Origin of the sequence: Brevundimonas sp. CEF1 (genome assembly GCF_051353055.1) — a bacterium.
In the GTDB taxonomy this organism is placed as follows: domain Bacteria; phylum Pseudomonadota; class Alphaproteobacteria; order Caulobacterales; family Caulobacteraceae; genus Brevundimonas.
Genome location: NZ_CP195593.1, coordinates 321,736 through 347,345, shown reverse-complemented (window position 1 = coordinate 347,345; position 25,610 = coordinate 321,736). Strand labels below are relative to the sequence as shown.

The window sequence follows — 25,610 nt, the reverse complement described above, 5'->3', positions numbered from 1 at the left end:
GCAGACCGCCCTCCAGGCTTCCGGGATGACAAACAATTGCCCGCGCCCTAGACACCGCCCATGCGCCTGACCCCCGCCAATGCCCCCGACTTCATCGCGGCCAACACTCGTCTGCAGGCCGTGCCACACGCGCCGGAAATCTCGCTGTGGCTGGCGGACGAGATCACGCCCCTGTGGCGACTGACCGAGGAAGAGCTGGGCGCCATGGGCCTGCCCCCGCCCTTCTGGGCCTTCGCCTGGGCGGGCGGGCAGGCCCTGGCGCGCTGGCTGCTAGACCACCCGGATCAGGTCGCGGGCAAGCGCGTCATCGATCTGGCCACCGGCTCTGGCCTGGTCGCCGTCGCCGCGATGAAGGCGGGCGCCGCCTCCGTTCTGGCCGCCGACATTGACCCCTTCTGCGCCGCCGCCGTGGCCGCCAACGCGGCCTCCAACGGCGTCGAGATCGCCTTCACCGACGCCAACCTGCTGGACGCCCCGCCGCCGCCCGCCGACCTGATCTGCGCCGGCGACGTCTTCTATGAAAAGCCCATGGCCGAGGCGGTCATGATCTGGCTGAAACAGGCTCAGGCCAACGGCACCCGCGTCATCGTCGGCGATCCGGGCCGCACCTACTTCCCCAAGTCCGGCCTGACCCTGCTGGCCGAATACACCGTCCCCACCACCCGCGAGCTGGAGGATCAGGAGGTCAAACGTTCGCGCGTCTGGTCGCTGGACTAGTCGCCCCGACTGGCGCTGACCGCCTTCAGCGCCGCCAGCGCCCGCTCGCGGCCATCATTGTGATCCACGATGGGCCGGGGATAGGTCGCGCCCAGCCTCACCCCCGCCTCGGCCAGAACCATGGCCGGCGCCGTCCAGGGCTCGTGCAGCCAGCGATCCGGCAGGCCCGCCACCTCGGGAACCCAGCGCCGCACATAGCGCCCCTGCGGATCAAACTTCTCGCCCTGAGCTGTCGGGTTGAAGATGCGGAAATAGGGCGCGGCGTCCGCCCCTGACCCGGCCACCCACTGCCAGTTCTGCACATTGCTGGCCAGGTCGGCGTCGGTCAGGCAGTCCCAGAACCAGGCCTCGCCCTCGCGCCAATCGATCAGCAGATGCTTGACCAGGAAGGAGGCGACCACCATCCGCACCCGGTTGTGCATGGTCCCCGTCGCCCACAGCTGGCGCATCCCGGCGTCCACCAGGGGATAGCCCGTCCGCCCCGCCTTCCACGCGGCCAGGCCCTCGGGATCGCCCCGCCACGGCATGGCGTCATACTCGGGCCGGAAGGCGCGCTCGGGCAGATAGGGGAAGTGGTGCAGCAGGTGGGCCGAAAACTCGCGCCAGCCGATCTCGGCGACGAACTTCTCGGCTTCCGCCGCCGGGACCCGGCCCTCGGCCGCCGTCGCCCGCGCCGTCTGGACGGCCCGCCACGGGCTGATCTCGCCCCAGTGCAGATGGGCCGCCAGGCCGCTGGTCCCTGCCCGATCCGGGCGGTCGCGGTCGGTGGCGTAGGTCTTCAGGCCTCCGGCGACAAAGGCGTCCAGCGCCGCCCTCGCCCCCGCCTCGCCCGGCGTGCCGACAAAGCCGGTCGACCAGTCGGGCCGGGTCGGATGCAGACCCCAGTCCTCGACCGCCTCGCTGACCACGCCGTCGGGGACCGCGATGGCCTCGGGCGCCGCCAGCCCCGCCGGGGCCTCGGCCGTCGCCAGCAGGGCCTTCAGAAAGGGCGTGAACACCTTATAGGCCTGCCCCGATCCGTTCAGCACCGCGCCCGGTCGGCGCATCAAGGTCGCGTTGAAGCCCCGACACTCAACGCCCTCCGCCTTCAGCCCATGGGCGATGTCGGCGTCACGAGCATAGGCCTCCGGCTCGAACAGGCGGTTCATGAAGACCTGCTCGGCGCCCGTCTCCGCGATCAGGCGACGCAGTTCACTTTCCGCATCGCCGCGTCGCAGGATCAACCGCCCGCCGCGCGCCCTCAGGTCCGCGTCCAGCGCCCGCAAGCTCTTGTCCAGCCACCAGCGCGAGGCGCCGCCGATGGCCCGCCGCTCCAGCCGCTCGTCCCAGACATAGACCGGCAGCACCGGCCGCCCCGTCGCCAGGGCGTGGTGCAGGGCCGGATTGTCGGCCAGCCTCAGGTCGCGGCGAAACCACAGGATGACGGGCGGTGAGGCGGGCAAGCGGCGTCCTGGGGTTGCGGCGACGGTCCACCCCTCCGTGCGCGATCAGGCGTCGCGCGGCAAGACGGTCAGCACACGCGCCATGAACTGATGGAACTCCTCCATATAGTCGCGCAGGAACTGCTCCGTCTCGGGCACGCTGACATTGCCCTCGTCATCGATCAGGCCCGGCTTGAACTGGATATAGGCCTCGGGCGCGTTCATCTGCGGCGCCTGCAGGAAGCCCAAAACGCTGCGCAGGCTCTGCTGAGCGACCGCCGTGCCGATGGCTCCCGGCGAGGTCCCGATCACCGCCGTCGCCTTGCGCGCGAAGCTGTTGGTGCCATAGGGACGGCTGGCCCAGTCGATGGCGTTTTTCAGCCCGCCGGGGATGGAGCGGTTGTATTCCGGCGTCACGATCAGGATGGCGTCCGAGCGTTTTAGATCCGCCTTGAACTGGTTGGCCGCGGCGGGAAAATCAGCGTCGTAATCATAGGAATAGAGCGGCAGGTCGGCGAAGGAGACTTCGTGGAACTTCAGCTTCTCGGGCGCGACCTTGATCAGGGCCTTGGCCAGCTTCCGGTTGATCGAATTCTTCGACAGGGAACCGACGATATAGCCGACGTTGTAGGTGGTCATGACGCGCATCCCGCTGGGTTGAGACGACGCCATCCGCCGTCTCAGGCGAAATGCCTCACCAAGCTTGGCGGTTCCCTCAGACCGTGACCGCCTGTCGCCCTCGTCCCGCCTCGCCGAAGACGCGGATGTAGCGGTCGATCTCGGCCCGGTCGCCGGTGGCCTTTTCGACATTGTCCGACAGCTTGACCGCCGAGCGTCCGCCCGCCCGCGTCACCTTGCAGACCAGGGAGATGGGCGTCAGCTCGGGCATGGACGCCGGGGCGCAGTCACGGAAGTCGTTGGTCAGGTTGGTGCCCCAGCCGAAACTGGTCCGCACCCGCCCCTTGAAGTGGGCGTGGGTCGCCTCGATCGTGTCCACGTCCATGCCGTCGGCGAAGACCAGCAGCCGCTCGCGCGGATCGCGGCCCTGCCCAGCCCACCAGGCCAGGATCTCTTCCCCGCCCGCGATCGGCGGCGCGGAGTCGGGCCGAAAGCCCTTCCAGTCGGCCAGCCAGTCCGGCGCATCGGCCAGAAACGCCCGCGTCCCGAACGCATCCGGCAGGGCGATCAGCAGGTTGCCGTCATAGGTCGCCCGCCATTCCTCCAGCACCTGATAGGGCGCCGCCCGCAAGGCCGCGTCGTCGTCCCCCGCCAGGGCCGCCAGCACCATCGGCAGTTCATGCCCATTGGTGCCGACCGCCTCCAGATCGTTGTTCATGGCCAGAAGGACGTTGGACGTGCCGATGAAGGCGCTCCCCAGCCCCTCCTTCAGCGCCTCGACGCACCAGCCCTGCCACAGAAAGCCGTGCCGCCGCCGCGTGCCGAAGTCGGAAATGGCCAGGGGCTCCAGCTTCCTCAGCCGCTCGACCTTGCCCCACAGCTTGGTCTTGGCCCGCGCATAGAGGACGTCCAGCTCGAACCGCCCCAGCCGCCGCAGGGCGCGACGGCTGCGCAGCTCATTGAGGATCGACAGCGCCGGGATCTCCCACAGGGTGACGTCCGCCCACGATCCTGAGAACTCCAGCCGGAACTGCCCGTCCGCCCCGCGCGACAGGTCGTATTCGGGCAGACGATAATCCGCCAGCCAGGCCAGGAAGTCGGGGCTGAAGATCGACTTCACACCATAGAAGGTGTTGCCGCCCAGCCAGATCAGCTCGCGGTTGGAAAAGCGCAGCGTCCGCGCATGATCCAGCTGCGCCCGCAGTTCCGCCTCGTCCACTTCCTCGGCCAGCCGCACGCTGGTGGTGCGGTTGATGACGCTGAACGTCACTGGCACGTTCCGATGCTTGCGCCAGATCAGCTGCAGCATCAGCAGCTTGTAGAAGTCGGTGTCCAGAAGGCTGCGAACGATGGGGTCCAGCCGCCAGCCGTGGTCATAGGCCCGCTTGGCCAGATCAACGCTCGCCATGCCCGGTCAGTCCGCCTTCTGCGTCGCCGGTTCGATGACGGCTTCGGGCGGGGCCTCGTCCTCGTTGACCAGACGGCCCTCGCGATGCGGCTTGATGTAGGGCGTCGGCTGCGGCGTCGGCATATTGCCGCGCATCAGGGCCGCACCGGCCTTCAGTCCGCCGGTCAGGTCCAGATCCAGACGCGCCTCGTCGCGACGGCGCACATCGGCGATAACGTCGGCGGCCTCGTCCTCGGGCAGACCCAGTTCCTCCAGCACGGCCTGGCCGAACTTCAGCGCCGATTCAAAGGTCTCGCGCACCTGATAGTCGACGCCCGCCTGGATCAGACGCAGCGAATGGCCCCGGTCAAAGGCGCGGACCAGCAGCTTGACCCCCGGAAACTCCGACTTGACCAGTTGCACGATCTTGTCGGCCGCCTCCGGCTTGTCGATGCAGACCAGGACCGCCTCGGCCTTGCCAGCGCCCGAGGCTCTGAGCGTGTCCAGGCGCGTGCCGTCGCCGTAATAGACCTTGAAGCCGAAACTCCCGGCCGCCTGGATCATCTCCACGTCGTTCTCGATGATCGACACGTCCACGTCGCGCGCCAGCAGGGGTTGCGACACCACCTGGGCGAAGCGGCCGAAGCCGATGATCAGCACCCGCCCCCGCAGGCCCTCGGCCGCGTCCACGCCCTCGGCGTCTTCCGGCGACAGGCCCGCCTCCTTGGGCAGGAAACGCTTCAGGGCCAGGGTGGTCAGCGGCGTCAGGGCCATGGACAGGATGACGATGGCCGTCAGGGCCGCCCCCGCCTGGGCGTCGATCACCCCCGCCGTCGCGGCCGCGCTATAGAGGACGAAGGCGAACTCGCCGCCCTGGGCGAACAGCGCCGCGCGCTCGATCGCCTCATAGTGGCGCGCCTTGAACACGCGGGCGACGACATAGATGACCAGGGCCTTGACCACCATGAAGGCCGCCAGCCCCGCCACGACGATGCGCCAGTCGTTGATGACCACGCCGATGTCCAGCGCCATGCCGACCGACAGGAAGAACAGGCCCAGCAGAATGGCGCGGAACGGCTCCACGTCCGCTTCCAGCTGATGCCGGAAGGTCGAGTCGGACAGCAGCACCCCGGCCAGGAAGGCGCCCATGGCCATCGACAGGCCGACCCCGTCCATGATCCAGGCCGTGCCCGCCACCACCAGCAGGGCGGCGGCCGTCATCACCTCGCGCCCGCCGTTGCGGGCCAGGAAGCGGAACACCGGATTGATGGCGTAGACGCCGACCGCCAGCACGCCCGCCAGCGCCGCCAGCGCCAGGCCGATCGACTGCCACAGCGGCGTCGTGCTCTCGGCCGACTGCCCCATCGAGGCGCCCAGCAGGGCGACGATGGCCAACAGGGGGACGATGGCCAGGTCTTCGAACAGCAGGATGGACACGGCCCTCTGACCGGCCGGCGTCGGCAGGTCGCCGCGCTCCTCCAGCATCTGAACGATGACGGCGGTCGAGGACATGACGAAGCCCATGGCCCCCACGAAGGCCACCGGCGCCGACACCCCCGCCGCCATGGCGACCAGGGTAAGGCACAGGCCCGCCAACCCGACCTGGGCCGCGCCCAGGCCGAAGATCTCGTTCCTCATCCCCCACAGCCGCTTGGGCCGCATCTCCAGACCGATGATGAACAGGAAGATGACCACGCCGAACTCGGCGACGTGCAGGATGGTCTCCGGCTCGCGGAACAGGGCCAGGCCGAACGGCCCGATGGCCACGCCCGCCGCCAGATAGCCCAGCACCGAGCCCAGCCCCAGCTTGCGGAAGATCGGCACCGCCACGACCCCCGCCGCCAGCAAGGCGGCCACATGGCCCAGATCCAGTCCCGTCGAAGCCTCGGCCATCGCTCACCCTTCAGTTTGAGCCTTCATTGTGGGGGCGAAGCGTCGCGATTGCGAGGGGTCATGCGCCCGAGGCGTCCGCGCCACACCTCGCCGCCCCATTCTATCAGCGCGAAATAATCGCCACAGTTCCGCCGAACATCGTCATCCTACTGGGAGCAGCAGGGATGGAGGAGATTGTTCAATGCCCAACCGCGACCCGTCACGACGCCACCCGACCAGCCTGACCCTGGCCGCCGTCGCCGCCCTAATGACCGCCGCGCCCGCGCCGGTCGTGGCCGCGCCCGTCCCCCCGCCCCAGCGCGATGGAACCCCGACCGACGCCGCCTGTCGCGCCTTCGGCTTCAACCTGACGCCGCCTGCTCCGCCCATATCGCGTCGCCCTCCGCCGCCCGTCGCCGTGCCGATCGCGCCGACAATGAAGCAGGACCGGGTCGAGTACACCGGCCCGCCGGTCATCGTCCCCGGACCGCCGCCCCCTCCGGTCGGAGCCCCGCCGCCGCCCCCTCCTCCTCCTCCTCCTCCCGGCGCCGCCAATGAGATGGTCGTCAGCGGTTCGCGCATCGCGCATCGCCCGCCGGGCATCCCCGCTCCCCCGTCCGCGGACACCGAACGCTATCCCGACGCCACGCCGAACCCGGTGAAGCGCACGGTGGATCAACCCGTCTCGACCTTCTCCATCGACGTGGATACCGCCGCCTACGCCAATGTCCGCCGCTTCATCGACAACGGCAGCGCCCCGCCGCGCGACGCCGTCCGCGTCGAGGAAATGATCAACTACTTCGACTACGGTTACGCCCGCCCGACCTCGGCGGCGCGCCCCTTCGCCGTCACCACCGCCGTCGCCGCCTCCCCTTGGGCGCCGGGCCGCCAGATCGTCCATGTCGGGCTTCAGGGCTATGAACTGCCCGAGGCCCAGCGCCGTCCGCTGAACCTGACCTTCCTGGTCGACGTCTCCGGCTCGATGAACCGGCCCGACAAGCTGGAGTTGGCCAAGCAGGCGATGAACCTGATCATCGACCGTCTGCGGCCCCAGGACCGCGTCGCTGTGGCCTATTACGCCGAGGGCGCGGGCACGACCCTGGCCCCCACCTCGGGCAATGAGAAGCTGAAGCTGCGCTGCGCCGTCGCCTCTTTGCGCGCGTCGGGCGGCACGGCCGGCGCCACCGGCATGACCAATGCCTATGACCAGGCCCAGGCCGGCTTTGGCCGCGACAAGGTCAACCGCATCCTGATGTTCACCGATGGCGACTTCAACGTCGGCGTCACCGACGACAAGCGGCTGGAGGACTATGTCGCCGACAAGCGCCAGACCGGCATCTACCTGTCCGTCTATGGCTTCGGACGGGGCAACTATCAGGACGCCCGGATGCAGGCCATCGCCCAGGCCGGCAACGGAACCGCCGCCTATGTCAGCGATCTGAAGGAGGCGCGCCGCCTGTTCGGCCCCCAGTTCGACAAGGGCGCCTTCCCCATCGCCGACGACGTCAAGATTCAGGTCGAGTTCAACCCCGCCCGCGTCGCCGAATGGCGGCTGATCGGCTACGAAACCCGCCTGCTGAACGAGGAAGACTTCAACAACGACGCGATCGACGCGGGCGAGGTCGGCTCGGGCGCCTCCGTCACCGCCCTCTATGAGATCACCCCCGTCGGCGGCCCGACCCAGATCCCTGAGCGCCGCTACCCCGACAATCGCACGCCCGCCGGCGCCGGCGATCCGAACGACGAGATCGGCTTTATCCAGGTCCGCTACAAACAGCCCGGCGCCGCCCGTTCCGAGTTGATCCAGCAAGCCCTGGCCAATCCCGCCGACGACCGCGTCAGCGCACAGCTGCCCGAGGCCATGCGCTGGGCCGTCGCCGTCGCCGCCTTCGCGCAAAAGCTGCGCGGCGATCCGTGGATGAACGCCGACTACGGCTGGGACGCCATCCTCGAACAGGCGCAAGGCGCGCGCGGCGACGACCCCTACGGCGACCGCGCCGAGTTCGTGCAACTGGTCCGCGCCGCCCAGACCCTGCCCGAACGAAGGGAGCCCTAACGGCGGCGACGGTCGGAACCCCCTTTGTGCGTGAGGGGTTCTAACCGTCACGCTAGTCAGCCAACGGTAGGAAACGCCCATGAAGATCCGCGACGTGATGAGCAAGGACGTGCAGGTGGCCCGTCCCAACGACACCCTGCAGGAAGTCGCCGCCCGCATGGCGGCGGGTGATTTCGGCTTCATCCCCGTGGCAGACGGCGAGAACCTGGTGGGAGCCATCACCGACCGCGACATCACGGTGCGCGCCGTGGCCTCAGGCGCCGCGCCCAACGCGCGGGTGGTCGAGTTCCTCAGCCGCGACGCCCTGGTCGTCCGCGCCGACGACGACCTGAAGGCCGCCCTGGACCTGATGAGTTCGCGCCAGGTCCGCCGCCTGCCGGTGGTCGATAAGGACGGCCGCCTGGTCGGCGTGGTCTCGCTGGGCGACCTGTCGACCCGGGTCAAGGAACGCTACGCCGGCGAGGCGCTGGAAGAGATTTCCCGCCCCGCCTGATCCCGCTCTTTACCGCCCGCTAACCACGACGCGGAACCGGACGATAACGGCTGTCGCGCCATGCTGGCCCTTCGCAGGGAGAATCCGCATGGCGCGCGCGCAGTTCCAGAAGGGCCAGAAGGTCTGGGTTGAAAGCGTCGGCGCCTGGGCCCAGGTCGAGAAGGTCCTGCCCGTCTGGGCCAAGGGCTTCGACGAGCCGGTCCGCATCACCTACGAGGTCGGCCTGGGCCGCGAGTTCCAGGCCGCCGAACTGCAACTCCCCGCCGAAGACGCCGCCGCCACCGTCCTGGGCGACTGGCGCGTCCTGCGCGCCCGCAACAAGTGGCAGGAACCGGCCGACTGCGCCCACCATCCCTTCCCCGGCTCCTATCCGGTCGTCGTCACCGACAAGGCCGACTGGGGCGGCTGGCGCGTGCCCGGCGCTGAATACGATCGCGATCCCGAACGCATCGAGTTCCAGTCGCGCCTGATCGCCGCCGCGCCCGACCTGATGGATCTGGCCCGCGAACTGGTCGAGACCGTGTCCGAAGCCCCCGACGACGCCCCGCCGGAGAGCCTGCATCTGGCTCGCCGCGCCCGCGACGTCCTGCGTCAGATCACCGACGTCCTAGCCGCCCCCGGCGACGCGGCCCACGCTCCGGCGGCGGCCGCCGAAACCGCCGCCTGAGTCTTTCCTGCACCGGTTCGCCTCCAAGGTGAAAAGCCTTCCACGCCGGGCCTCGACAGGAATCCGCGACGCAGCCTAGATTCCCCGTCTGTTTCAGGATGAGGGGACGGCTTGCAGGGCACTGAGCGCCGCAGCTACCAGCCGGGCCGACGGGCCTCGGATCGCACCGCGCGCGGCCACATGCCCTGGGTGCGCGTCCTCATGCTCGCCATCGCCCTGGTCATCACCGCCTACGCCCTGCTGGTCATCCGCGACGACGGACGTCCCGACCGCGAAGCCCAGGCGATCAAGGTCGAGGCCCTGACGCTGGAAGCCCGCCTGGCCGCCAGCCAGATCACCGCCCGCCTGGCCCTGACCGACAGCGCCCTAGCCCTCGTGGCCCGCGAGCTGGCGGCCCATGACCTGACCAGAAGTCCGACCCAGGCGGTCGAGGCCCTGGACCGCGCCCGCGCCATCGCCCCCGAGGCCGCCTTCGTCATCGCCGACAAGGACGGACGGGTTCTGGCCGCGGTCGGCGGCAAGACCGACCCAGCGACCGCCGGGCGCGCGTCGTCCGCCTATGCGCTTCACGACGGCGCCCTGACGACCCGTCGCCCGCTGGCCGACGGTCGCACGGTCACCGCCCGCACGCCCCTGCCCGAGCTCAAGACCGCCCTGCCGGGCGCTCGTCTGAGCGTCGTTCCCGCCGGTCAGGCGCCCGCCGACGCCGGTCGTCCGGTCAGGGGCGCCGACGGCCAGGTGCGCCTGACCGCCTCCGCCCCCGTGGACGCGACCGACCACGCCGTCGTCGCCGCCATGCCCGCGACCGGCGGCCTCGCCGCCTGGCTCGACGACGCCTGGATGCTGGCCGGCCCCCTGCTGCTGGTGCTGCTGATGCTGGCCGTCCTGGCCGTGCAGAACTGGCGTCAGACCCGCGCCGGCCGCCATTGGGCCGACACCGAGCGTCGCTTCCGCGTCGCCGTCGAGGCCGCCCGCTGCGGCGTGTGGGAATGGGATCTGGCGCGCGGCGAGGTGGTTCTGTCCGACTACATGGCCGCCATGCTGGAGGTCGAACCCGGTCAGGCCCTGACCACCCAGGCCCTGATCGAGAAGGTCCACCCGCGCTACCGCGAGACCCTGGTCGACGCCCTCGACCGGGCCGCCGCCGACGGCGTCTTCGACGTCACCTTCCCCGTCCCGCTCAAGTCCGGCGGCATCCGCTGGATCGACGCCCGCGGCCAGTCCCGCCAGGCCCGCCGCGACGCCGGCTTCACCAGTCTGCTGGGCGTGGCCCTGGACATCACCGAGGCCCGCCGCTCCAAGGCCCAGGCCCAGGCCGCCGAGAACCGCCTGCGCGACGGCATCGAAAGCGTGTCGGACGCCTTCGTCCTGTTCGACCGTCAGGGCCGTCTGATCCTGTGGAACCAGGCCTTCCAGGACGCCTTCGCCTTCCCCGCCGGCGTGGTTCGCAAGGGCGCCCAGAAGGACGCGCTCAACCTGATCGCCGCCGAGGCCATCAAGGCCGAACACCCCTCCGCCAGCGGTCGCGCCGGCGTGCGCGAAGTCGAGTTGAAGGACGGTCGCTGGCTGCAGATGGCCGAACGCTTCACCGGCGACGGCGGCACCGTGGTCATCGCCGCCGACATCACCGTCATCCGCCGTCAGGAGGCCGAGCGCCGCCGCGCCGCCGACGAACTGCGCGCCATGGTCGTCGAGCTGGAGGACCGCGAGGTCAAGCTGCAGCTTCTGGCCCGCAAGTACGAGGTCGCCATGACCCGCGCCGAGGCCGCCAACCAGGCCAAGTCCGAGTTCCTGGCCAATATGAGCCACGAACTGCGCACCCCGCTGAACGCCATCAACGGCTTCTCCGAGATCATGGCCGGCGAGATGTTCGGCGCCCTGGGCGACCGTCGCTACAAGGGTTACGCCGCCGACATCCACCAGTCGGGCCAGCACCTGCTCAGCCTGATCAACGACATCCTCGACATGGCCAAGATCGAGGCCGGCAAGCTGACCCTGCACTATGAGACCGTGTCCCTGAACGGCCTGTGCAACGACGCCATCCGCCTGATGCGGGGCAAGGCGATGGAGTCCGGCCTGACCCTCGGCCTGGTCGCCCCCGACGCCGTGCAGATCGAGGCCGATCATCGCGGACTGAAACAGGTGATGCTGAACCTGATCTCCAACGCCGTGAAATTCACGCCCGAGGGCGGCGCCGTCACCGTGACCGTCGCCGCGCACGACGCCGATCATGTGCGGATTTCAGTCGCCGACACCGGCATCGGCATCGCCGCCGCCGACCTGGACCGCCTGGCCCAGCCCTTCGAACAGGTCGAGGGCCAGCACTCCAAGACCACGCAAGGCACCGGCCTGGGCCTGGCCCTGACCAAGTCCCTGATCGAACTGCATCGCGGCCAGATGACCATCGAAAGCGAACCCGGCCACGGCACCACCGTCTGGTTCGACCTGCCCATCCGCGCCCCCGAAGGCGCCATGGCCCCGCTCGGCGCCCCCGCCCAGCGGGTTCAGTCGCAGGCGGCCTGAGCCGCTCTTCCCGCGAGCCGAAGATCTAGGATCTAGGATCTAGGCAACGGCGCTTGCCCGAACATCGTCAGGGACAAGCGCGGATCATCCGCGCCGAGCGTCCGTCCTGCAACTTCACTCCAAGGTCGCATTTCGACCATGGCGACCCCAAGCCTGACAGCCCCCTTCAGGCGACCGTTCGCCGGGACGCCCGGCCGTTCACCGATCAGGGGGCGCCATTGGCCGAGCCGAGGTGGACCAGCCTGCAGCGAACGGGTCAACCGATGAGCGTGACCAGCCCGTCACTCAATCAACGCGTCGTTGCGCCCCAAGCCCTGGATAACCCAAAGAATGCTGAACAAAATTTCTGCCGCAATCGGCCTGATTGCGATCATGGGCGGTCTTGCCGATAAGGCCGACGCTCAAGTGACACAGGTCGCGGAGACGGGCGACAAGATCGCCGCGATTGAGCAACTGGTTCAAGGCGAGATGGCTTCTCGCCGTATTCCGGGGCTTCAACTGGCGATCGTGAGAAACGGCGAAATCGTCTTCACGGGCGCCTACGGCCAGTCCGACCTCGAGACCGCCAAACCTGTGACGGACCGCACTGTCTTCGGCGTCAATTCGATCAGCAAGGCCTTCACCGGCGTCGCGGCGATGCAGCTGGTCGAGGCTGGAAAACTCGATCTCGACGCCTCGGTGACGCAGTATCTCGAAGGGCTACCGGCGTCGTGGGAGGCGATCACGGTCCGCCAGGTCCTCACGCACACGTCCGGCCTGCCCGAGATCATCGACGACAACACCCGACTGATCGACGGCGCCGAGCCCGACGCCGCCTGGGCCAAGGTGCAGGAGCTTCCCCTGAGATATGCGCCCGGAACGCAGTATGCCTACAATCAAACCGGCTATGCCTTGATGGGCAAGATCATCGAGAAGATCTCGGGCAAGCCCTTCGTCGATTTCGTTCGCGAGGGGCAGTTCAACGCCGCGGGCATGGAGCAGGCCCGCTTTGGAAATACTGCCGACACCGTCCCCGAACTGGCTTCGCTCTATACCTATCTGACGCTGAAGCTGGAGGGCATGAGGACCGTCGGCGTCGAGCGCAGCGAGACCCCGATGGCGCGCCAAGAGGTGTGGCCGGCCTACATGCATCCCACCGCAGGCGTTCAGGCTACGGCCCGAGACCTGGCCGCATGGGTGATCGCCCTGCAGGATCGCAAACTGGTCAGCGAAAAGGGCCTCGAACAGCTCTGGGCGCCGCAGCAGCTGCCCGACGGAAGCTATCGCGGCTTCAACCGAACCATCAATGGCTATGGACTGGGCTGGCCGTCCATCCGCCGCGCGGAACATCCCGCGATCACGCCCACAGGCGGCGATCGCGCGGCCATCTTCATCTACCCCGAGGATGATCTGACAGTGATCGTTCTGACGAACCTGATGGGCGCTGGGCCCCAGAGATTTGCGGACAAGATTGCTGCGCAATACATCCCCGGTCTCGCCGTCGAAAACTGACGACAGCCCCTGACCTCACAGTGTGATCGCTTGTCCGTTTCCCATCCTCAGCTGACGTTCGTCAGGCCAGCTTCGACAGTCGGTTTAGGCGGTCAGTCCTATTGCCGGCGCCTGTATCCCGGATCGACCTGACGGCCGTCCGGGATGACGGGCGAGACTACGGGCGGACCGGGGCCTCAGCCGGTGCGGAGGCTGCCGGCGCGGCCGGACTCTCCGCCTTCTCGGGCTTGCGTGCCTCCCGTTTCGCCTTGTGGCGCGACAGGATGGGGGCCAGGGCCTTGCGGTCCGCCGGGCTGAGCTGGTTCAGCGTCTCGACCGCCCCCGTCTCCAGCCGCGACCGGCCGCGCGCCTCGGACGCCCGCGAGCGTTCCAGCAGGGCCGCGACCGCCACCGGATCAAAGGTCTCGCCGCCGGTCAGGGCGATGGCCTCGCGCCGCGCCGCCCGCGCCTCGTCAAAATCGGGCCGGGCCTGCATGGCCGCCGCTCGCAACTGCGCCTTGACCTTGTCACGCACCGCCGGATCCATGCGTTCGATCACGTCCCAGACCGGCTCGCTGCGGCCCGGCTTGTGCGCCTCGGCGATGCGGTGCTCGATCTTGTCGCGCGCCACCCAGACGGCGCCGACCGCCGCCAGGCCGAAGACGTTGAGGGCGACCGAAACGGCCAGGGCGATCTTCAAACTCCGCGACGTCATCCGCCCAGAACCTCCGTGTCGTCCGCGCTGGTCAGACTGGCTTGATAGAGGACCGCGTCGGCCTGGACATCGGCGGTCAGATGGCTGGTCAGATTGACCCCGAACACCACCCCGGCGCAGGCCGCCGCCGCCCACCCGGCGCCCGACAGCCAGGCCAGGGGCCCAGGACCGCGACGACGCGCCCGCAAACCAGCTCCAAGGCCCGCCCCCGCCGCGCTAGCAATGACCTGTTCGCGCAGGGCGTGCGACGGCGCCGGTCGCGGCGCGGCGTCCAGCAGGGCGTCCAGCCCGTCGGCCTGCCGCAGCAGGACCGCGGCGCGCGGATCGCTCGCCGTCAGGGCGCGCGCCGCCTCGCGCTCGCCCTCAGGCCAGCGCCGCAGGTCGCCGCCATAGGCGTCCGCCAGATACTCGAAACGCTCGTAGGTCATCGTCATGGTTCCAGCCCCCGCCTTACCCATTCGCCGCTCTCGCGGCATTCGGCGCCATATCGGCCAGCGCCGTCCGCAACGCCCGCCGTCCGCGTGACAGCAGGCTCTCCAGGGCCTCGACGCTGATTTTCATCAGCCCCGCCGCCTCGATGTTTCCCAGTTCCTGATAGTGACACAGGACGATGGCCTCGCGCTGCCGCTCGGGCAGCCTGGCCAGGGCCGCCTCGACCCGCGCCCCGGTCTCCAGGGCCAGCAGGCCGCGATCGGGCGCCGGCCCTTCGTCGGGCCGATCCGGCGGCGCGTCCGTGGCGATCTCGCGCCGTCGCCTCAGCCGGTCGTAGCAGAGGTTCAGCCCCACCCGGTGCAGCCAGGTGTCGAACTTGGCCTGACCCGGCGTCCAGCGGGGCGCCTGTCGCCAGGCTCTCAGCATCGCTTCCTGGGCCACGTCCTCAGCCTCCGTCGCATCGCCCAGCATCCGCTGCGCCAGCGTCAGCATGCGCGGCAGCTTGCGAGCGACCATGGCCTGGATCGCCGCGGGGTCGCCCTGACCCACGCGCCGCACCAGTTCCTCGTCGGGGTCGGCGGTCTTCGCCAATCCAGCCTCTTTCGCCATTCACGAAACGGGCCGACGGTCGGACCGCCTTCCCCGACATCCATCCTACTCCGAAGCGGGCGTCGAAGGCGACGCCGCCGGGGCCGCTTGACGACGTTCCTGACGCTTCTCGCGCATCTCGGCGCGACGCGCCTCCATGCCCGCGCGGCGCTCCTCAAGCGTCAGCGTCCCGTCGCGATTGGCGTCCAGACGGGCGAAGGCCTCGCTCGCCTTCTGTTCGGCTTCAGTGATGACGATGGGCGTGCGGCCTTCGCCGTTTCGCCCCATGCGCTGCGCCCCGCCATGCATCCCGCCGCGATGACCGCGACCGGCGTGTGCGCCACGTCCAGCCCGCTGGCCGTCGCGCTGGCCTTCGGCGCGCGGCGCGTCGAACTCGGCGCGGCTGATCGAACCGTCCTTGTTCGCGTCCAGGCGCTCGAACATGGCGGTGCGGCGCTCGGCGCGCTTGGCCTGACCGGCGGCGCGCAGTTCCTCGGCCGTGACCGTGCCGTCGCGATTGGCGTCAGCCGCGCGCAGGCGCTCGACCCGACGCGCGACAAAGTCGGCCTGCGACACCGGCTGGGCCATGGTGGCGCGCGCCGGGCGCTGCGGGGCGGCCGTCTGGGCGACAGCCACGCCGCTGAAAGCGGTCAGAAAGGCGATGGCGGCGACGCCGCTGATGGTCTTCTTCATCTCGATGGTCTCCACGGGCCGAGGCCCGAAAAACTCCCTGTCGAGATATGGAACGCCGCCCGGATCAGTTTCCGTCGCGCCCCTTGTTCAAGCCGCGCGGCAGCGCCTCTTCAAACGCCCGCCGCGCCCTCAGACGCAGATCGATCAGCCGCGCCTTCAGGGTCTCGAAGTCCGGCGCCCCCGCCGTTTCCGCCAGCCGCTGCTGGAAGCCCGCCGGTTCGGCGTCGGGATCGCCCTTGTCCTCGAAGGCGCAGGCCATCAGCTGCCCCAGCTGCTGATGCGTCCGCCAGCTCTCGGCCAGGATGGGATCGTCCCTCAGCGCCTCCAGCGTCGAGACGGTAAGCGCCTCGCCCGCCGCCGCCGCGCACAGCTGGCGGTACTGGGCCACGAACTCGGCGTCCACCTGCGCCCCCGCCGACAGCTTCAGGTCCCAGAACCCCTTGGGTCGCCGCTCGCGGTCCATCAGGTCGCGCATGGCCCGCACGTCCCGCGCCACGTCCACGCCCGGACGCGGCCGCCGCAACGCCGACTCCAGCGTCGCCTCGACCCGCGCGCCGAACGCCTCGTCGCTGGCCCAGACCAGCCGCCCGCGCGTCAGGGCCATGAACTCCCAGGTCTCGGCCTCCTCGGCGTAATAGGCGTCCAGCGCCTCCAGCCGCACCGACACCGGCCCCTTGGACCCGGTCGGCCGCAACCGCATGTCCACCTCATAGAGGCCGCCCTCGGCGGTGTGGGCCGACAGGGCGGCGATGAACCGCTGGGTGAACCGGCCGTAGAATAGGTCCGCGCTCCACCCCTTGCCCGCCGAGGTCGCCTCGGGCGGCGCGGCATAGACCGTCATCAGGTCCAGATCCGACCCCGCCGTCATCTCGCGCGATCCGGCCTTGCCCAGGGCCACCACGGCGACCGCGCCCTCGAAGGCTCCGCCCATCCGCTCGGCCTCGGCCAGGGCCGCCGGCGCCAGGCCCTTCATGCAGGCGTCGGCCAGGGAGGTGTTGGTCAGCCCGGCCTGCTCGGCCGTGGTCCGGCCGGTGACGACATGCATGCCGATGCGGAAGGTCTGTTCGCGATGCAGACGGCGCACGGCGTTCATGGCCCCTTCGAAATCGCCCGCCTCATGCGCCTCGCGCACCACCTGATCGGCCAAGCCGGTGTCGGTGCCCAGGGCCGTCATGAAGCGCGCATCCAGCACCCCGTCCAGGGCCTGCGGCTGACGCCCCAGCGCGCGGGCCAATCTGGGCGCAAAGGCCATGACCCCGACCACCAGATCGAACAGCCTGGGCTGGTTCAGAAACAGGGCCTGCACCTGAACCCCGGCGCTCAGACCCGAGAAGAAGACTGCGAACCGGCGGAAGGCCGCATCGGGCGCCCCCGTCTTCGCCACCGCCGTCAGCAGTTGCGGGGCCAGCCGCGTGAACAGCTCGCGCCCCCGCGCCGTCCGCGTCGCCGGAATGCGGCCGTGGTGCCAGCTGCGGATCGTGTCTGACACGGTCGCCGGCTCGGAAAAGCCCATTCGTTTCAGGGTTTCCAGCGTGCCCGGATCGTTCTCGACCCCGGTGAAGACCAGGCTCCCGTAGGGCGAAGACAGCTCCTCGCCGCCCTCGAACAGCTCGCCATAGCGTTGGTTGACCCCGACCAGCACGGCCTCGACCCCGGCGTCGAACGCCGCCAGATCACCCTGCCCCGCCAGCGCCGCCACGTCGGCGCGGCGCTCCGGATCGGCCGGCAGGACGTGGCTCTGCTCGTCGGCCAGCATCTGCACCCGATGCTCCAGCGCCCGCAGCTCATGATAGGCCGCCGTCAGTTCGTCGCGCGCCTCGGGCGTCACATGGCCGCGCGCGGTCAGCGCCTCCAGCGCCTCCAGCGTCCGCGAGGACTGCAGGCCCTTGTCGCGCCCGCCCAGGATCAGCTGCTGGGTCTGGACGTAGAATTCGATCTCGCGGATGCCGCCGCGGCCCAGCTTCAGATTGGCGCCCGCCGCCTCCAGCCCCTCGCCGGTCTTGTGCACATGGATCTGTTTCTTGATCGACTGGATGTCGAGCACCGCCTGATAGTCCAGGCTGCGGCGCCAGATGTAGGGGACGAGGGCTTTCAGGAACTCCGCCCCCTCGACCGCATCCCCGGCGCAGACCCGCGCCTTAATGAAGGCCGCCCGTTCCCAGTTCTGTCCGACGGATTCATAATAGGCCAGAGCCATGGGCGCGGCGACCACCGGCGGGGTCGAGGACGGATCGGGCCGCAGCCTCAGATCCACGCGGAAGACATAGCCGTCCGCCGTCCGCTCGCTCAGCAGACTGGCCAGCCCCTGAGCCAGCCGGTTGACGAAGCCTTGCGCCTCCACGCCTTCGCCCAGGGCGCTTTCCAGCGCCTCCGGCTCGAAGAAGAGCGACAGGTCGATGTCCGAGGAATAGTTGAGCTCGAACGCCCCGCCTTTGCCCATGGCCAGGACGAACAGGCCGGGGACCGGGCCGCGCGCGTCATCCGCCGCCGAGATCAGCTTGCCACGCCGCCTCTGGTCGTGAGCCAGACAGCGCAGGGCCGCCTGGGCCGCCGCATCGGCGAACCGCGACAGCGCGCCCGTCACCTGATCCAGACCCCAAACCCCGCCGAGGTCCGACAGGGCCGTCAGCAGATGCAGTTCGGCCTTCAGCAAGCGCAACGGCGCCTTCGCCTCGTCCGCAGGACCGTCGATCGCCTCGGTCGCCGCCAATATCTCGGCCAGCCGCGTCTCGGGCGGCGTCTCCAGTATCTGTCGCAACCGTTCCGGCCAACGCCGCGCCAGCCCGGCCAGATAGGGCGAGGCCGCGAACACCGGTTCCAGCGCGCCCCAGGCCCCGTCCAGCGTCGCCCGCCAGCCGCCTTCGTCCGCCGCCTCGGCCAGCCGTTCATGGATACGGCCCGCCGCCTCGGCGTGGCGCACCGGGCCGCACGGCTTCAGCACAGCCCCCAGCTTGTCGCTCATCAGGCCGCCCCGCTCGCCGCCGGCAGGACCAGGGCCACCCGCAGGCCCGGCCCCTGCCCGCCATAGGCCCCCGGCCCCTCATCCAGTTGCACCCGACCGCCGTGGGCCTCGGCCACCGCCGTCACCAGCGACAGCCCAAGCCCCGAGCCCGGCTCGGTGCGGCTGTTGTCCAGCCGGACGAAGCGTTGCAGCACCCGGTCGCGGTCTTCGTCCGGCACGCCCGGCCCGGTGTCGGTGACGGAAAACTCGATCTCGCCCGACGAGCGCCGCCGCGCGCGGAACTTCACCGCCCCGCCCGACGGCGTATATTTGATGGCGTTGTCGATGATGTTGGCCAGGGCCTGGGCCAGGAAGGGCTGGTTGCCCTCGATCATCAGCCCCTTCTCGATCTCGGCCGAGAACTCCAGCCCCTTGTCCTCGCCGGACGGCTCGTAGAGCTCGGCCATGTCGGTCGCCAGTTCGGCGGCGTCGAACACCTTGGGATCGGGCGCCCCGCCCGCCTGCAGCCGAGCGATGGCCAGAACCGTGTTGAAGGTCTTCAGCAGCAGGTCCGCTTCGTCCAGGGCGACGCCCAGGGCGTCCACGCCCGAGACCTTGCCGGCGTCGGCGTCCATCAAGGCCACCTCCAGCTTGGCCCGCATCCGCGTCAGGGGCGAGCGCAGGTCGTGGGCGATGGCGTCCCCCGCGTGGCGGATCGAGGCCATTGAGGCCTCCAGCCGGTCCAGCATGGTGTTCAGCCCCTGGCCCAACTCGTCCAGTTCGTCGCCCGAATGGCGGATCGGCGCCCGCGCCTTCAGGTCGCCCTCCTGCACCGCCGTCACCACCTGGTTCAGCCCGCCCATGGCCCGCTCGACGCCCCGGCTGATCCACAGCCCGCCGCCGACGCCCAGCACCAGAACCATGATCATGGCTCCCCACAGGGCCTGGGTCAGGCGCGACAGATAGGCTTCGATGTCGCCGATGTCCTCGCCGACGAACAGCTGTTCTCCGCCCGACAGCGGCATCTCGACGCCGATGGCCTGACGCTTGCGGACGCGCCCCTCCTCGTCGGTGTCGGTCAGGCGGAAGTCATCCCAGCGCCCGCCCTGCACCGCCGCGCCGGGGTCCAGCGGCGAGGTCGAGATATTGCCGGTGATCGTCTTCCGATCCTTGTCCATCAGCAGATAGAGATAGGACCCGCCCCGCAGCGTCCGCTCCACCAGGGCCTGGTTCAGGGCGTCGACCCCGCGCGTCCGGTAAACCGCCGTCAGGGCCTCGACTTCGCTCCTTACCCCCGCCTCGGCCCGCGCCCGCGCCTCGGACGCCGAGGCGACATAGACATAGGCCAGCACCGCGCTGGCCGTGGTCACGAACAGCGCCAGAAACAGCAACGTCAGCCGAAACGGCGTCCGCCGAAAGAGCGAGGGCAGCTTCATGCGGAGGCCTTACGCCTCCAGCCGATACCCCGCGCCGCGCACGGTCTGCAGCATGGCCCGGTCGAAGCCCTTGTCGATCTTGGAGCGCAGGCGGCTGATGTGGACGTCGATGACGTTGGTCTGGGGGTCGAAGTGGTATTCCCAGACCTTCTCCAGCAGCATGGTGCGCGTCACCGACTGGCCGGCGTGGCGCATCAGGAATTCCAGCAGTTGGAACTCGCGCGGCTGCAGGTCGATCTCGGTCGTTCCGCGATGCACGGTCCGGCCGATCAGGTTCATTTCCAGGTCGCCGACCTTGAGCACGGTCTGAACCCCGCCCGTCTCGCGACGACGGGCCAGGGCCTCGACCCGAGCGATCAGCTCGGCGAAGGCGTAGGGCTTTACCAGATAGTCGTCGGCGCCGGCCTTCAGGCCCGTCACCCGGTCCTCGACCTCGCCGAGCGCCGACAGGAACAGGACCGGCGTCTGATCGCCGCCCTTGCGCACCGTCTCGACCATGCCGACGCCGTCCAGGCGCGGCATCATGCGGTCCACGACATAGACGTCGTAGCCGCCCTTTTGCGATTCCAGCAGACCGAAGGCGCCGTCCACGGCGTGCGTGACCTCGTGCCCGGCCTCGGACAGGCCTCGCACCATCGCGGTCGCCGCCTCGGCATCGTCCTCGACCACCAGAATACGCATGGGCCCCTCCAGAAAAAGATTCGGCGGCGATGTTAGCGCATCGCCGCCGATCTCGTGAGTTAAGCCTTATTCAGACTTGGAAAGCTCCAGCACGACCGAGCTGTTGCCGTTGGGCGTGCGCACCAGCAGCAGAACGCCCGGCCGTCCGGCCGCCTTGGCCGCATCAACCGCCGCCTTCAGATCCGCAGCCGAAGAGACGCTGCGGTTGTTGGCCCTCAGAATGACCGTCCCCGCCGGCATCTGCATCTGCCCGGCCTTGGAGCGTGGCTCGACCGCCGTGACGACCACGCCGTTGACGCTCTCGGGGATGGAATAGCGCTGACGCAGGGCCGGGGTGATCCCGGTCACGGTCATGCCTTCGACGGCCTGACCGGCGGGCGCCGACGGCGTCGCCTGTTCGCCCTCGTCCTCGCCCAGACCGGCGCGCAGCTCCGCCTCGGACGGACGGCGACCGGCGCGGACGTTCAGCGTCTGACGACGGCCGTCGCGCAGCACTTCCAGACGCAGGGCGTCGCCGACCTTGGCGCGGGCCACCCGGCGCGTCAGCTCAGTCGAGCTGTCGATGGCCTCGCCGTTCACGCTGACCACGATGTCTTCGATCTTCATCCCGGCCTTGTCGGCGGGACCATCGGCCGTGACGTCGCCGACCAGCGCGCCCTTGGTGTTCTCGGGCAGGCCCAGGGCCGCCGCCGCCTCGCTCGACAGGCTGACGATCTGCACGCCCAGATAGCCGCGCTCGACGGTCTCGCCGCGCATCAGCTTGTCGGTCACGCTCTTGGCGGTCGCCGCCGGAATGGCGAAGCCGATGCCGACCGAGCCGCCCGTGGGCGAGAAGATCGCCGTGTTGACGCCGATCACCCGGCCATAGATGTCGAAGGTCGGCCCGCCCGAGTTGCCCCGGTTGATGGCCGCGTCGATCTGCAGATATTCATTGTAACCGACCGGATCGATGTCGCGCGACATGGCCGAGACGATGCCAGCCGTGGCCGTGCCGCCCAGGCCGAAGGGGTTGCCCACGGCGATGACCCAGTCGCCGACGCGCGGCGCAGCGGATTCTTCAAAGCTGACGAAGGGGAAGGCCTCGCCCTCGACCTTGATGACCGCCAGGTCCGTGCCTTCGTCGCGGCCGATCAGGCGCGCCTTCAGCTCGCGTCCGTCACTGAACTTGACCTTGATCTCCTCGGCGTTCTCGACGACGTGGTTGTTGGTCACGATGAAGCCGTCGGCCGAGATCAGGAAGCCCGAACCGGCGCCCAGCGCGGTGGTCGAGTTGTCGTCCTCACCCTCTTCGCCCGAGCCGCCTCGCGGACGACCGGGGATGGGCACGGCGCCGAAACCGGGGATCTGCAGCACGCCAGCCGGGCGCTGGACCCGCGTCTTGACGTCGATCTGCACCACGGCGGGCGCGACCTGCTGGAAGATGTCGGCGAAGCTGAGCGGCGCACCCTGCGGCGGCGCAAAGGCCAGGCCGGCGGCACCGGCCGAGGGCACCAGTTTTCCGGCGGCCTGTGCGGCGGGCGCGGCGTGCGCGCCCGGCCAACTGATCACCCCGCCCGCCGTCGCGACGGCAGCGAAGGACAGGCCGACGGCCGCCCCCAGAATGAACTCCTTGCGTTTCAGCATCGTCGTCCTTGCAGTCCTGAAAGTCGAAGCTCCAAAAGCTCCGTTCGCCCATGGATATAGGGGCTTATGGCCAAAGCCAATGCACGCCCTCGCGATGGTTGTTCCTGATCCGCGTTCGCCGTGAGGCGCGCTTGCGTCAGGATCGCGGCGAAGCCTGTCATTTTGGAGAGGCGCCCCAATCCCGCTCATCCCGGCGGACGCCGGGATCCAGTGAGAACCGCGCGCACCGGAGTTTGATGTTCAGCCTGTCCCCAAAGGACTGGATCCCGGCGTCCGCCGGGATGAGCGGGAGATAGGGCGGAGGCCGACTTCAGCGGTCTATGTCGTCAGGTTCACCGGTCAGTTCCGCCAGCGCCCGCTCTTCCTCTTCGGAAAGGGGTTGCTCTTCGACCCGACGTCGACGCGATCGCCAGAAAAACACCGCCCCCGCGCCCAGCACCAGGGCAAAGGGTCCGAACCACAGCAGCCAGGTCCCCGCCCGCACCGGCGGCTGGAACAGCACATAGTCGCCGTAGCGCCGCACCAGGTCGGCGCGCACCGCCTCGTCGCTCTTGCCGGCCGCGATCTCCTCGCGCACCAGACGGCGCATGTCGGCGGCGATGCCGGCCGGGCTGTCGGCGATGGATTCGTGCTGGCAGACGACGCAGCGGATGTCGGTGAACAGGGCCCGCGCCCGCGCCTCCTGGCCTGCGTCGGGCAGGGGCCGATCCGGCGCCGGGGGCGGTTCGGCGATCGCCGCGCCCGCCATCAGGCCCAAGGCCCCGACCAGAGACGCCAGCCGCCTCACGCCCTGGCCTCCAAGCTCTTGCGACGCGAACCCGCCCCGACCCGCAGCCGCCGGTCCAGCAGGGACAGCACCCCGCCCAGGGCCATGATCATCGGCCCGAGGAAGATCAGCCGCGCCCAGGGATTGTAATAGACCCGCACCGTCCAGGCCTGCTGCCCGTCCTCGGAACGCGCCCGCTCGCCCATGACCACATAGACATCGTCCAGCCCCCGGAAGTCGAGACCGACCTCGGTCGTCGTCTGGCCCCCCGCCGGGAAGAAGCGGCGCTCGGCGGTGATGCTGCGCTCGACCGCGCGGCCCTCGACCGGCATGATCGTCAACCGCCCCTGCTCGGCCAGATAGTTCGGCCCCTCGATCACCTCGACCGCATCCAGCCTCGCCCGCCACGGCCCCGACGACACCACGCCGCCCAGAGGCACCGCCGCCGCCGCCTCGGCCTTGAAGCTGGTCTCGACCACGGCCCCCAGAATGAAGACGCCCAGACCGGCGTGGGCCAGGGTCATGCCCCAGGCCCCCAGCGGCAGCCCCTTGGCGCGACGCAGGGTCTCGCCCAGCGGCGCGCGAAACGCCTTGGTCCGCGTCGCCAGTTCGGCCAGGGCGCCGAAAATCAGCCAGGTCCCGACGCCCAACCCTGCCGCCGCCAACGCCTTCTTCGGATCAAACAGCAAGAAGGCCGCAAAGGCCGCCACGACCGCCAGACCCGCCGCCAGCCACAAACGCTGCAAGGCCCCCTTCAGATCGCCGCGCTTCCACGCCAGCAGAGGCCCGGCGGGCAGGATCAGACAGGCCACCAGCAGCAGGGGCACGAAGGTCGCGGCGAAATAGGGCGGCCCCACCGAAATGGTCGCCCCTGAAATCCCCTCGAGGATCAACGGATAGAGGGTCCCCAGCAGCACCGTCGCCGCCGCCGCCGTCAGGAAGAGGTTGTTCAGCACCAGGGCGCCTTCGCGGCTGATCGGCGCGAATGCCGCCCCCGACCGGATCGCCGGCGCCCTGAAGGCAAACAGGATGAAGGCCGCGCCCGCCGCCACGCCCAGAATGGCCAGCAGCATCATCCCGCGCTCGGGATCGACGGCGAAGGCGTGGACGCTGGTCAGCACGCCCGAGCGCACCAGAAACGCCCCCAGCATGGAGAAGGTGAAGGCCAGGATGGCGAGGAAGACCGTCCACCCCGCCAGCGCCCCGCGCCGCTCTGTTACGATGGCCGAGTGCAGCAATGCCGCCCCCGCCAGCCACGGCATGAAGCTGGCGTTCTCGACCGGGTCCCAGAACCACCAGCCGCCCCAGCCCAGTTCGTAATAGGCCCAGAAGGACCCCAGGGTGATGCCGACCGTCAGAAACGCCCACGACGCCAGCGCCCACGGCCGCACCCAGCGCCCCCAGGCCGGATCGACCCGCTTCTCGATCAGGGCGGCGACCGCCAGCGAGAAGCAGACCGAAAACCCGACATAGCCCGCGTAGAGCAGCGGCGGATGGAAGGCGAGCGCCGGGTCCTGCAACAGGGGGTTCAGCGACGCCCCCTGCACCGGGGCCGGGTCCAGTCGCGCAAAGGGGTTGGAGGTGAATACGGCGAAGGCCAGGAACAGGGTCGACAGCGCGCCCTGCACCGCCACGCTCGAGGTCTTCAGCCCGAACGGCAGGCCGCGCGCCAGGGCCAGGGCCCCGCCGAAGCCGGTCATGACCAGGCACCACAGCACCAGCGAGCCCTCATGGCTGCCCCAGGCGGCGGCCACCTTGTAGAGCATGGGCTTGTCGGTGTGGCTGTTCAGGGCCACGTTCGACACCGAGAAGTCCGACACCGCAAAGGCGTAGATCAGGGCCGCGAAGGCCAGCAATGTCGCCGCCGCCGACGCGATCAACGCCCCGCCCCCGGCCCCCGCCAGCACCGGACTGAGCCTCAACCGCCCGACCGTCGCCAGCCCCGTGGTCAGCGCCGACAGGACCAGGGCCAGGATCAGCGCAAACGCACCCAGTTCGACGATCACAGCTTTTGCGCTCCGACGGGCGGCGCTTCGCCCGTTTCGGGACGCCACTCGCCCTTTGCCTTCAGGCGATCGGCGACTTCGCGCGGCATATAGGTCTCGTCATGCTTGGCCAGCACCTGACTGGCTTCAAACACGCGGTCGGGGCGGAACGCCCCCTGGGCCACGATCCCCTGCCCCTCGCGGAACAGGTCGGGCAGGTCGCCATGGTAGCTGACCTTGGACGAGCCCACATTGTCGGTGACGACGAAGACCACCGTCCCGTCCGCGCCCTTGACCACGCTGCCGGCCTCGACCAGCCCGCCCAGACGGATGACCCGGCCCGCCGGCGCGGCTTCCTCGGTCACTTCGGACGGCGAGAAGAAGTAGGTGACATTGTCCTTCATGGCCCACAGCGACAGGCCGACCGCCAGGGCCAGCACCGGCGCCGCCGCGGCCACGATCCACAGACGCCGCCGCGCCTTGGGCGATTTGGGAAGCCAGCTCATGTCAGGACATCACAGAAGGG

General features: G+C 69.6%; 21 protein-coding genes. 6 read left to right on the top strand and 15 right to left on the bottom strand.

Annotated features, from left to right (window positions below):
• Nucleotides 1-60 precede the first annotated feature (60 nt).
• Nucleotides 61-717: a class I SAM-dependent methyltransferase gene (locus ACR9FL_RS01780; protein ID WP_436356867.1), complete on the top strand. Its 657-nt coding sequence runs from the start codon at nt 61-63 to the stop codon at nt 715-717.
• On the opposite strand, the gene ACR9FL_RS01775 is transcribed toward ACR9FL_RS01780, so the two are convergent.
• The 4 genes from ACR9FL_RS01775 to ACR9FL_RS01760 form a co-directional block, all read right to left on the bottom strand.
• The gene (locus ACR9FL_RS01775; protein ID WP_436356866.1) at nt 714-2,159 is read right to left on the bottom strand and encodes a cryptochrome/photolyase family protein; all 1,446 of its coding nucleotides are present in this window, start codon (nt 2,157-2,159) and stop codon (nt 714-716) included. The genes ACR9FL_RS01780 and ACR9FL_RS01775 overlap by 4 nt on opposite strands.
• A gap of 45 nt (nt 2,160-2,204) precedes the next feature.
• Nucleotides 2,205-2,777 (bottom strand): NADPH-dependent FMN reductase, encoded by a 573-nt coding sequence (locus ACR9FL_RS01770; protein WP_436356865.1) that lies wholly within the window; start codon nt 2,775-2,777, stop codon nt 2,205-2,207.
• Nucleotides 2,778-2,853: 76 nt separating this feature from the next.
• Nucleotides 2,854-4,164 carry a nicotinate phosphoribosyltransferase gene (locus ACR9FL_RS01765; RefSeq protein WP_436356864.1) on the bottom strand — a complete coding sequence of 437 codons (1,311 nt, stop codon included), beginning with the start codon at nt 4,162-4,164 and terminating at the stop codon, nt 2,854-2,856.
• A 6-nt stretch (nt 4,165-4,170) separates the two neighbouring features.
• Nucleotides 4,171-6,036 carry a monovalent cation:proton antiporter-2 (CPA2) family protein gene (locus ACR9FL_RS01760; RefSeq protein ID WP_436356863.1) on the bottom strand — a complete coding sequence of 622 codons (1,866 nt, stop codon included), beginning with the start codon at nt 6,034-6,036 and terminating at the stop codon, nt 4,171-4,173.
• A 181-nt stretch (nt 6,037-6,217) separates the two neighbouring features.
• Between ACR9FL_RS01760 and ACR9FL_RS01755 the strand changes: the two genes are divergently transcribed.
• The 5 genes from ACR9FL_RS01755 to ACR9FL_RS01735 all read left to right on the top strand — a co-directional run bounded on the left by ACR9FL_RS01755 (nt 6,218) and on the right by ACR9FL_RS01735 (nt 13,245).
• The gene (locus ACR9FL_RS01755) at nt 6,218-8,071 is read left to right on the top strand and encodes a vWA domain-containing protein (RefSeq protein ID WP_436356862.1); all 1,854 of its coding nucleotides are present in this window, start codon (nt 6,218-6,220) and stop codon (nt 8,069-8,071) included.
• Nucleotides 8,072-8,150: 79 nt separating this feature from the next.
• Entirely contained in the window at nt 8,151-8,564 is a 414-nt protein-coding gene (locus ACR9FL_RS01750; RefSeq protein WP_296176041.1) for a CBS domain-containing protein, read from the top strand.
• A gap of 88 nt (nt 8,565-8,652) precedes the next feature.
• Nucleotides 8,653-9,231 carry a hypothetical protein gene (locus tag ACR9FL_RS01745; protein WP_296176039.1) on the top strand — a complete coding sequence of 193 codons (579 nt, stop codon included), beginning with the start codon at nt 8,653-8,655 and terminating at the stop codon, nt 9,229-9,231.
• A 111-nt stretch (nt 9,232-9,342) separates the two neighbouring features.
• Nucleotides 9,343-11,754, top strand: coding sequence for a PAS domain-containing sensor histidine kinase (locus tag ACR9FL_RS01740; RefSeq protein ID WP_436356861.1), 2,412 nt, complete (start codon nt 9,343-9,345; stop codon nt 11,752-11,754).
• Between the two features lie 300 nt (nt 11,755-12,054).
• Nucleotides 12,055-13,245, top strand: a complete 1,191-nt coding sequence (locus tag ACR9FL_RS01735) for a serine hydrolase domain-containing protein (protein WP_436356860.1) — start codon at nt 12,055-12,057, stop codon at nt 13,243-13,245.
• Nucleotides 13,246-13,402: 157 nt separating this feature from the next.
• Here ACR9FL_RS01735 and ACR9FL_RS01730 read toward each other — a convergent pair whose 3' ends face one another.
• The 11 genes from ACR9FL_RS01730 to ccmE form a co-directional block, all read right to left on the bottom strand.
• Entirely contained in the window at nt 13,403-13,939 is a 537-nt protein-coding gene (locus ACR9FL_RS01730; RefSeq protein WP_296176030.1) for a periplasmic heavy metal sensor, read from the bottom strand.
• Complete coding sequence (locus ACR9FL_RS01725; RefSeq protein ID WP_436356859.1) at nt 13,936-14,373, bottom strand: hypothetical protein; 438 nt, start codon at nt 14,371-14,373, stop codon at nt 13,936-13,938. Before ACR9FL_RS01725 ends, ACR9FL_RS01730 begins: the two co-directional genes overlap by 4 nt.
• A gap of 16 nt (nt 14,374-14,389) precedes the next feature.
• The gene (locus tag ACR9FL_RS01720) at nt 14,390-14,962 is read right to left on the bottom strand and encodes an RNA polymerase sigma factor (RefSeq protein ID WP_436356858.1); all 573 of its coding nucleotides are present in this window, start codon (nt 14,960-14,962) and stop codon (nt 14,390-14,392) included.
• Nucleotides 14,963-15,025: 63 nt separating this feature from the next.
• Entirely contained in the window at nt 15,026-15,652 is a 627-nt protein-coding gene (locus tag ACR9FL_RS01715) for an EF-hand domain-containing protein (protein WP_436356857.1), read from the bottom strand.
• 64 nt (nt 15,653-15,716) lie between these two features.
• Nucleotides 15,717-18,614: a bifunctional [glutamine synthetase] adenylyltransferase/[glutamine synthetase]-adenylyl-L-tyrosine phosphorylase gene (locus ACR9FL_RS01710; RefSeq protein WP_436356856.1), complete on the bottom strand. Its 2,898-nt coding sequence runs from the start codon at nt 18,612-18,614 to the stop codon at nt 15,717-15,719.
• A complete protein-coding gene (locus ACR9FL_RS01705; RefSeq protein WP_296176022.1) occupies nt 18,614-20,029 on the bottom strand; it encodes a sensor histidine kinase in 1,416 nt (471 codons plus the stop codon). The genes ACR9FL_RS01710 and ACR9FL_RS01705 overlap by 1 nt, the downstream gene beginning before the upstream one ends.
• Before the next feature lie 9 nt (nt 20,030-20,038).
• Nucleotides 20,039-20,710, bottom strand: coding sequence for a response regulator transcription factor (locus ACR9FL_RS01700; protein WP_017504381.1), 672 nt, complete (start codon nt 20,708-20,710; stop codon nt 20,039-20,041).
• Nucleotides 20,711-20,776: 66 nt separating this feature from the next.
• The gene (locus tag ACR9FL_RS01695) at nt 20,777-22,333 is read right to left on the bottom strand and encodes a Do family serine endopeptidase (protein ID WP_436356855.1); all 1,557 of its coding nucleotides are present in this window, start codon (nt 22,331-22,333) and stop codon (nt 20,777-20,779) included.
• A gap of 310 nt (nt 22,334-22,643) precedes the next feature.
• Nucleotides 22,644-23,120, bottom strand: coding sequence for a cytochrome c-type biogenesis protein (locus ACR9FL_RS01690; protein WP_436356854.1), 477 nt, complete (start codon nt 23,118-23,120; stop codon nt 22,644-22,646).
• Nucleotides 23,117-25,105: a heme lyase CcmF/NrfE family subunit gene (locus ACR9FL_RS01685; protein WP_436356853.1), complete on the bottom strand. Its 1,989-nt coding sequence runs from the start codon at nt 25,103-25,105 to the stop codon at nt 23,117-23,119. Before ACR9FL_RS01685 ends, ACR9FL_RS01690 begins: the two co-directional genes overlap by 4 nt.
• A complete protein-coding gene (gene ccmE / locus ACR9FL_RS01680; protein ID WP_436356852.1) occupies nt 25,102-25,590 on the bottom strand; it encodes a cytochrome c maturation protein CcmE in 489 nt (162 codons plus the stop codon). The genes ACR9FL_RS01685 and ccmE overlap by 4 nt, the downstream gene beginning before the upstream one ends.
• Between the last annotated feature and the right edge of the window lie 20 nt (nt 25,591-25,610).